Source organism: Verrucomicrobiales bacterium (assembly GCA_016793885.1).
Taxonomy (GTDB): Bacteria; Verrucomicrobiota; Verrucomicrobiia; order Limisphaerales; family UBA11320; genus UBA11320.
In genome coordinates this window covers 1-8,520 of record JAEUHE010000007.1, presented here as the reverse complement: position 1 = coordinate 8,520, position 8,520 = coordinate 1, and the positions used below count along the sequence as shown (strand labels likewise).

Here is an 8,520-nt window from a genome sequence, read left to right as displayed (position 1 = left end):
GCTGACGAACCGCTGGGCTGTAAGCTCGGGTTGGTGCAAATAACCTTGAGCCAGGCAGATCCCGCCGATGAACAACTCGCCCGGCTGCCCTTCGGGAACCGGTTGGTTCTGCGAATCCAAAAGGTGCAGCTCGGTGCCGTCTATAGCTTCGCCGATGGGAGGTAAGCTTTCCCAGGATGCGGCATCGGCGGGCAAGAGGTGAGCACTGGCAACGTGCGTTTCGGAGGGCCCGTATTGGTTATCAAGACTAGTTCCGGGAAGTCGCAGAAAGAGCGCGCGCACCAGTGGAGTGATCTGCAATTGTTCGCCAGCGGTGATCACCTCGCGCAGGGTCATGGGAAGTTGCGTGGACTCGTTGGCCGCCTCGGCTAGTTGCTGGAGAGCGATGAACGGCAGGAACAGTCGGTGAATTTGCTGCTTGATTAGGTAACTCCAAAGGCTGGGAGAATCGTAGCGGAGTCCTTCGTCCATGAGGACAAGCGTTCCGCCACTGCACGTGGTGGCGAAAATCTCCTGAGCGGAGACGTCGAAACTCAGTGAAGCAAACTGGAGCGTCCGGGCTGGGTAGGGCAGACTGCGGGAACGCCTCGTCTGCCACTGCACCAGGTTGGAGATCGCTTGATGCACCATCGCGACCCCCTTGGGACGGCCGGTGGACCCGGACGTATAGATGACATAAATCAGATCTGCCCCACTGCTGGCGTTGCCGGGGTTCTCCCCTCTGAGTTGAGTGATCTCCGGCCAGGCCTCATCAACGGCAACGCAGTCTGCTTCGCTCCAACACTTCGCAGCGGACAGTTGAGAACGATCCGTGAGGAGGAGCTCGAGGCGGGCGGACTGAGCCATGAAGGTTAGCCGCTCCGGCGGATAGGTGAGATCGAGGGGGGCGTAGGCCGCTCCAGCCTTAAGAACTCCGTAGATGGCCGCGATGAGCTGCGGGGACCGGTTGATGCTGAGTCCTACGACGCTGTTCCTGCCTATGCCACGCGCATTTAGGTAGCGTGCGATCTGGTTGGCTTGGTAGTTGAGCTCTTCATAGGTCAACATTCCCTGCGGGGAATCGACGGCCAGCGCTTTAGGTGACCGCAGGACTTGGGCCTCGAAGAGGTGGTGGACACAGGGGAAATTAGCTGTAGCGGCGGCGCGGAGATGGGGGCTGGGTTCGGTCTGGCCTTCGTCGTTATACATGTTCTCGCGATAATGAGTTTCATCCGGAAGCTCGCGGTTGGCCCTATTACCAGACATTGCGTAGAAGCCTACGGTAGAAACTGGTCGTCAACGCGGCCGGTTTGTAGCAGTAGGAGGAATGCTGAAACTCAAGCGCAGGCTTATCTTTGCCGCATACCGTGCCAGTGAGGTGATAGTCCCGATTAATCCGATCGTCGGCTAAGTTGCTGCTTGCCGTGGCCCGGATGATGTCCCCGGCTCGCACGGAAATGGGAGGGTCGAACACAGGGAAATACACCGGCATCCAGGATGCCGTGCTTTTGTCGAGTGACTCAAAAGTCTCTCCCGGAATAGTTTCGACTCTCACCCATAACGCAAACCCATCGAGCATGGAATCACGCAAAATGGTTAACGCTATCTCTTCCCGCGACTCGTGAACCGGTTCCCCATTAAAGTCGATTTCCTCGAATACATCCGCGGTGGAATTAATCATCGATCGTTGGAGTCCCGAAACGGCCAGTCGGAGATCAAACCGATAGCCTGCTCGCTCGAAGAGGCGGCTTGCGTAATAGCGTGCCACTGGGTTGAAGCGGGGATTATTGACGAGGGACCGGGGCATTTGAACACCTGCCACTAAAGTCTGGCACCGGCCAGGTATGAACCGCCCCCCGGGTTTGACCAAATGCCGAGCCGACTTAAGCAGCAAATCCCACCCCTCCGCTCCCCCGATGTTTCCCAGGTTGTCCGAGATGCACGCGTCTACTGGTTCCGGAAGATGGATCGCTTGGGCGTCACCCCAGATTACCGAAATGCGATCACTCAGCCCTAGTTCCCTGACCAGTGAGGCTGCTCGGTAAGCAGGCTTTTCGAGAAGCTCAATCGCGTACACCTTGCGTGCGCCCGCTTGTAAGGCTAATAGGGCGAGTGTCGCTCGTTGCCCTGTCCCGACGTCAACCACCGTCAACCCTTTCAGGCTTCGTTGGAACGTCCTCAAAAAAAAGTCGTTGCGATGGGTGTCGGCCGCCATGGCGGCATACATAAAATGATCGTACTCGGGATCTCCACCTACGCTGACCGTGGACGGCCATAACTCTACATGGCTCTGCCCGCGGGGCGGCAGATGCGCCGGGTTTCGATCTTCACAGTTCACTCTTACGGAGGAATCTGTATCTATTGAAGGTGGCAGAAATGTAATATCTCTCCCCATTGATCAGTTGATTCGTATCTCGTTTTGTCCTCAACACACATGGGTTCCCAGGCCGTAATCACCACGGATTGAACAAAGGTTATTACGTCTCAATTTTGTGCTCCCCTCGACAAATTCTGTAAAAACTGATCATCGCCAGCATCGAGAGCTTCGGTGTCGGGAAGCTCAGATAAACGGGGCGGCAGTTATTTCCACAACGCTCGGTGCGAAGTAAGCGCCAGATTTCGCAGTGCATCCCATGATCTCGCCGATCTGCGCATGTGAGAAGACTTCGCATCCGCTCACGATAAGAGGGTTACGGAGTTTCGGAGGCAAACGCCACGACCGTGCGTTTCGCAATATTGCAGCCACATCCCGGTTGGTAGCAACGAGCGGTTCGAGACTGCTTTTAACGAGGACGCGTCGATGGTGGTGATGGTGTGGTTTCGTCTCGACCGTGACTTATCGACTCCTGACGTAGGTGAGTTTGCGTGCCAACCCACCTAAGATAGCGTTCACCCTGCTCACTAGGCATGCTTCGACTCACTTCGAAAAAGTGCTTTAGCATCTCTGTCTGACAGACCGCCCAAATTCGGGATCGTTCCGCCAGCAGAGTTGATACCTGGGGTGTGACCTCCCTGACTTCGGTCAGGAGGACGGACAGTTGATGGTTGAGTTGGTCAATCTGGCTGCACCGTTCCTTACATTGCGGCAAATAGCCGGCGTGTAGCGCAGAGATTCGCTGAAACTCCGCATCTGCCAGCCTAAAGTCATCCTTTAACCACGACAACTCGGGATGCTCGCTCCTGAGCAACGCGCGTGGCTCAGCGGTGCCGAGCAGGAAACAGCAATAATACGCTGTCACGGCTCCGGCCAAGGCCAACAACAATACGATTATCCCACGGCGCATGGTCAATGGTTGTCTGGAGGTGGTGAGATGGCTTGCACATACCGAGCGCGCAGATCCTCACCCACTCGAGCCGACACCCTCCGGGATTCGACTAGACCAATCCCTCCCCCAAGTAGGATAAACAGCATTACGACCGCACAGGCATGAGCAGGACGGGCTAGTGAGTCTAGGATCCTACTCAAAAGCAACTTCGCCAGGGGGATTGTGTCGTGAGGGGTGGTCTCCACTCGCCTTATACGGCTCCAAACTGAGGTCCTGAAGCGTGGCGGCAGGGAAGGACTAACCACCCATCCTCGCAATAGGATCTTGAGTAGTTTGTCTTGCCGATCACTTTCAGGCTCACTCATAGGTAAAGCGTCGCCAGCACCTGTTCAACGATGAGGGTAATGTCAGCGACATATACCATTACGCTCCGCGAGTTGGAACCCCTCCAAGTTCTTTACCGATTCCATTCATTGCTCTGGAACGGTATGCCCTCGGATTCGCCAGGCTTTTCGACCACAACTCCGAGCCCCAGGTTCCTTTTGAAGCCTGGAATAAACTCGCTTCCGCTTTCTTGAGTGCTCACGGTCTGTGCGGCGTATTAGTATGTAGTGTGCCTCAATCATCCGCGCCCGCTGGTGCCGCGCGTTCGGCACGAGGCGTCTTCTGCTTCGTATCTGCATGGACTCCCTAGGTACTCCTCACGTCATTAATTCATCACGCGATGCACTTTTGCGCTCCTTGGCTCCGGAACTATTCGGGCTTACGTTGATCATCCTATCATTGAGTCGGGCTATTCGCTGGTCTTTGCTCCGGATTAGCCGTCACGGCATCCCCAACCACACTCACGCCGGGATGGAGTTTCCAAGCGTTTCCACGAAGCGCCGCCTCAACGAACTCCAGCGTTTGTTCCTAGCACTCGCAGAGATGGGGAAAGCTGAGGCGATAGGGCCTTGGCTGAAGGAACCCAATCCCGCCTTCGATGGCTCGACTCCGGTTCAGGTGATTGAGCGCGGGGAAACGGATCGGATTTGGCGTATGATTTACGAACTCCAGTCGGGAGAGCCCGGCTGAGCCTGTAGATTGGGGCTCTGCCCTGAATGAATAGACGGAAGGACTCGCCTAGGGCGCGATCAAAGCGCCTAGCGCCTCTGCCGAGATCTCGCGAACGATAGAGGTCCTCCAGCTTGTGGTTAACCAGTGCTAGTTTCTTAACGCGGCTCCAGCCTTTGAGCTGGCGCTCACGAGCTAAAGCGGATGCTTGGTCTGGGAAGGTTTCCGAGCAGATCAGTTCGATCGTAGCTGAAGTGGAAGTGGTGTTGCATCCGCAACCTGAACGATGTTCTTGAAGACGGCGTTCCAGATGGTGTGTGGAGCCCACGTAGATGCAGCCGTTCTCCAAACGAAGCAGGTAGACGTGCCAGGAAATGGTGATTTTCTCCTCTCTCTCTGTCTCGGGAATGTCCCCCTTCGACCGGCTAAAGGCTGAAGCTTCGACTCGCGGACTCGCTCAGGGCCATTCGACTCGGCCCCTGGTCCCGCCATGAGCGAAGCCTCGGAGGCCGAGTCGAATGGCTCCAGAGGTAGGGCTCGAACGCGGCTTCCTCTGTTGTCCAAACACTTACGAGAACAAAAGTAGCTCCCATTTCAACGAAATCAAGCTTACTCCGCAGTTGCTCAGGGGCTGCACCGAACCTACTCGCGCGGGCACTTCTACTGACAGTTTTACTGACAGTTGTTATGGGAATACTCTGGCCCGACCAGCATCCGATGGCGATCACGCGAGATGATCGTGATCCTGCATCCACGGTGGATGCATTTCGAGAAGTTCGAGAAATAGCCTCGAGGGTTAGCCCACTATCAAGCGGCGGAATTCCTCCGAGCCATTAACGGGGACATGGGTGAGCTAAGATTTGATCAACAGTCGGTCATTTGACTGGATTTACAGTTGAGGGGCAGCGTTCTGGAACAATCGAGCCATTTTAGTTCTGAGTCCTTTTTAGCTTAATACTCACCGTGACTCTCCCCGATGATTTCTATTTCAGAACGACATGCAGTTTGTCAGCATCCTCTACTTTTTCACCCAATAACTTTGGAACAGAAGCCAACCCACCAAACCGATAGCGATGCAACTCGCCTGCGATGAAAAAATCAGTGGTTGAGGTGAGCTTTAGCTTGGTGTCACTTTGCCATTCGGCAGCGAGGTTCACACCAGTGCCTGCGAGGCCTCCGATATTCTGAGGAAGGGTGGCTTTGACCTCGACTGCTGCATCTTTAGAGAACTCGAGTTCGGCGCTCATTCCTTTGACTCTCAATGCTCTGGTCAGAACTAAGTGTTCGCCAGGTCCGAGATCGGAACGAATCTGGCCGTTCGGATCGAGGTCGTTTATGATTTTTCTATAGGGTCCTGTCACTATAGACACCCATTCGAGGGAATCAGTCTTCACGTCAATAGTCCTCGCCCGGTTCAGATGACCAGATAAGCTCGCATCGGAGGAGAGCAGTTTGGATAAGTCCAACTTGCCAGAAACTTTTGACTTCGCCTCCTTGTGGGCAGCACAGGTAAAAGGTGCTCCAGGGTCCAAAACCCCACTCTGATCTTTAATGTATTCGGAAGCCAAGTGACTAGGAAGCAAACCGCCGTCAGAAAGTCTTTGAAATATCGTTCCCGGGCCTAGACGAGTCGAAGGGCCTAAGTAAAGAATGCCCGAACCTAGCAGATCACTCTGAGCACATTTCTTGATTCCCTCCCTCCAAATTTTGCGAGCGTCGTCCTGACATCCGCACAACAATAGCAATCCCAGCACTACAAAACCTGTAGTCCCCTTTTTCATAGTTCAAAAATCCTTTTCGCTATTCAAAAGGTAGTCGCTCATACTTAGCAAGAATTTTTTACTCGGGCTTTCTCTGGATTTCAAAATGAGCGTTCTGACGCATTTGCACCAAACAAGGGCATCGATCTCGTTCCTGCGGCGCGATTCAGTCAGTGCTAGTAACCACGCAAAACGGGGTGCGGAAAAACTTGTGCCCGTGACGTCCCCGGTGACATCTCCGTCCAACCCTACCACCATGGAGTCTTCCATACGATCTGCGTAGAGGTCAGAGGAAGTCGGGTCTAGGTGACCATCACGTTTCACATTCAAAACGCCTATTGTGTCTGGGTAGGCATATGACCTGTAAACAAAACTTTGTCGCGTCCGGTGATCGAACGCATTGTATTTTGGACTTTCATTGCCTGCGGCAGCGACTAAGACCCCATTCATCGGAGCAGGGAATAGGAGCTTCAGATCATTGTGAGGAGTCGTCCAGGAATGGTTGATGGCAAAGAAAATCTTGTTCGAGCGTCCATAATAGTCGAGAAGGTCGAAAGGCGCTTTCACAACAGCGATGTCTGAATCGATTAGGTTTCCATTCCACGTTTTCGGCAACGCGCGGACTATTGCCTCAGCCTTCTCAAACCTTTGCTTGATTAGAGCTTTGGTTGTCTTGTGTAGTGGAGCTTGGGTGGAGGAATCGCCCAGTAATAAGCTAAGTTGAATCATTTCGATAAGCAATGAATCAGCCCCCTGTTCATTGATGAGGGGTAAATACACAACCTCAACAGAGTTCGATGGATCGAGTGTTTCAAATTCCTGGAGTGCGGCGGAAATCCACTGACAATGAGGATTCGTTGGGTCACGAAAAGCACTCATAGGCCTGCGCGATGGGGGCGTTTGCCGCAGCCCGTTTACCCAAACATAATCTAACACTTTCCATAGATGGCGTAACGAGTTCGTATAATCATCCCCACTCGGCCATCCTGTATCGTGAACATATACGGTTCCTCTCCGTGCTTTGGCGCGTGCGGCTAAAGCTTTCAACATGGCGGACCGTTCAGACTCGCTCAAGATCGCTTTGTATTCTGAGGAAGGAGTTGTTGCTCCTGCGAGTTTGATAGGTAGCGGGCCAGCTGCGACATCAACATTTTCAGCCTGTGATGACAGAGAATAACGCAAGGCCTCGGTCATGTTGACAGTAAGATCGATCTGACTACTCTCAGAAGGGGCAGTTGTGCTTTCAATAGCGCTAATCGTACTAAATGCGATTTTTGCGCCTCCTGGCTCTAGATCTGGTTCCACGATCCCTGAAAACGAAACATGACCTTGCTGCGTGAACGTCAAAGCTCCGGATCGAACTCTGGGGGGCAGTGACGGTATAAGACATTGTCCTTCCTTCAATAATTCTGGTTTTTGAATCTTGTTCAATCTCAGGATTTCACGCTCGATCACTCTAGCAGATTTCTTATGGAGGGTGCCCACGTTGAATCGACGGTTTAATATTCCAGAGATGGTCTCCTTGGGCTTGGTTTCGATAAGCGTTGGCGCAACGAGGCGAGCCAAAGTTGAGAGCCTCGCTTGGCTCTCTAAAGTTTCGGAATAGAGTCCACTTGTCCTGACTCTAACCGTGTAAAGTCCCTCCCTAGTAGACTTTGCCTCCCGCGAGGGCGCCTGGACTCCATTCGTTGGTGGCATGTGGAAAATCAAGCCTGAGCCTGCTCTTAGATCTTCAGGGCGCTTTAGACCATTTAATTGGAGTATCTCCTTCTCTAGTGTGTCGTAGTCTTTTCCCGAAAAGGCTTTGATGCGATAGTGCTTTTCAATAAGTCCCGATAGGGTGTCCCCCTGCCGAACGGCGATTCGAGGTTCTGTTGAAACCTGAGCCGCTGCTGCTCTAACCCATGCGAAAATCCAAGCCTCCATGCAAATGACAACAATCAACCGCGCTATACTCCAAGGTTTATCCATAGAAAAGTCCTCCTGACCAAGATTTCGTTCATTCTTATTACAATTGTCCGAGTAGGTTGTAATTACTGACGCGCTCTAAAGCGTATCACTCCCTAAATGCTCACTAGTTCTAGATTCGCCTGACTCAAGAGATACAAAGGCAGAATGGGGCGAAAGCATCGGCACGCCATAACCTTGATTAACAGATTGGGCAAGAATTTCTTAAGCCTGCGGGCACTTTCGGTAGGGTGAAGGCTTCTTTAATTGGAATACGGCCGTTACTCGGCACGGAGTAACAACAACCCCCTGTGAGGTGGCCCCAATAGTCCGGCCACTTGGAGGGTTAGTTAAGCTATGGTGGCTTGGTGTGGTGTCAGCGGTCACTCAAACTGACCCGCCTGGGGTCGAAATGAAGGGCTTCAAACTGACCCACCCTGAGAGAGAAGCCATAGGGCTGCCAACCGAACGGAAACCCGTGAGGATGAGCGGCCGATATGGCCAATCAACTCACG

Annotated in this window: 5 protein-coding genes; all 5 read right to left on the bottom strand. The window is 53.3% G+C overall.

The window, feature by feature from the left end; translation table 11 throughout:
* A partial coding sequence (locus JNN07_00885) for an AMP-binding protein (protein ID MBL9166274.1) occupies window positions 1–1,245 on the bottom strand: 1,245 nt, incomplete at its 3' end.
* Window positions 1,235–2,317, bottom strand: coding sequence for a class I SAM-dependent methyltransferase (locus JNN07_00880; protein ID MBL9166273.1), 1,083 nt, complete (start codon window positions 2,315–2,317; stop codon window positions 1,235–1,237). The genes JNN07_00885 and JNN07_00880, both read right to left, overlap by 11 nt.
* Window positions 2,318–4,134: 1,817 nt before the next feature.
* Window positions 4,135–4,647 (bottom strand): GIY-YIG nuclease family protein, encoded by a 513-nt coding sequence (locus tag JNN07_00875; protein ID MBL9166272.1) that lies wholly within the window; start codon window positions 4,645–4,647, stop codon window positions 4,135–4,137.
* A gap of 634 nt (window positions 4,648–5,281) precedes the next feature.
* Window positions 5,282–6,079, bottom strand: a complete 798-nt coding sequence (locus JNN07_00870) for a hypothetical protein (GenBank protein ID MBL9166271.1) — start codon at window positions 6,077–6,079, stop codon at window positions 5,282–5,284.
* A gap of 3 nt (window positions 6,080–6,082) precedes the next feature.
* Complete coding sequence (locus JNN07_00865; protein MBL9166270.1) at window positions 6,083–8,029, bottom strand: LysM peptidoglycan-binding domain-containing protein; 1,947 nt, start codon at window positions 8,027–8,029, stop codon at window positions 6,083–6,085.
* Window positions 8,030–8,520 lie beyond the last annotated feature (491 nt).

Coding starts and splice junctions, on each gene's coding strand:
- JNN07_00870 (MBL9166271.1), bottom strand. CDS start 6,079: ATGAAAAAGGGGACTACAGGTTTTGTAGTGCTGGGATTGCTATTGTTG.
- JNN07_00865 (MBL9166270.1), bottom strand. CDS start 8,029: ATGGATAAACCTTGGAGTATAGCGCGGTTGATTGTTGTCATTTGCATG.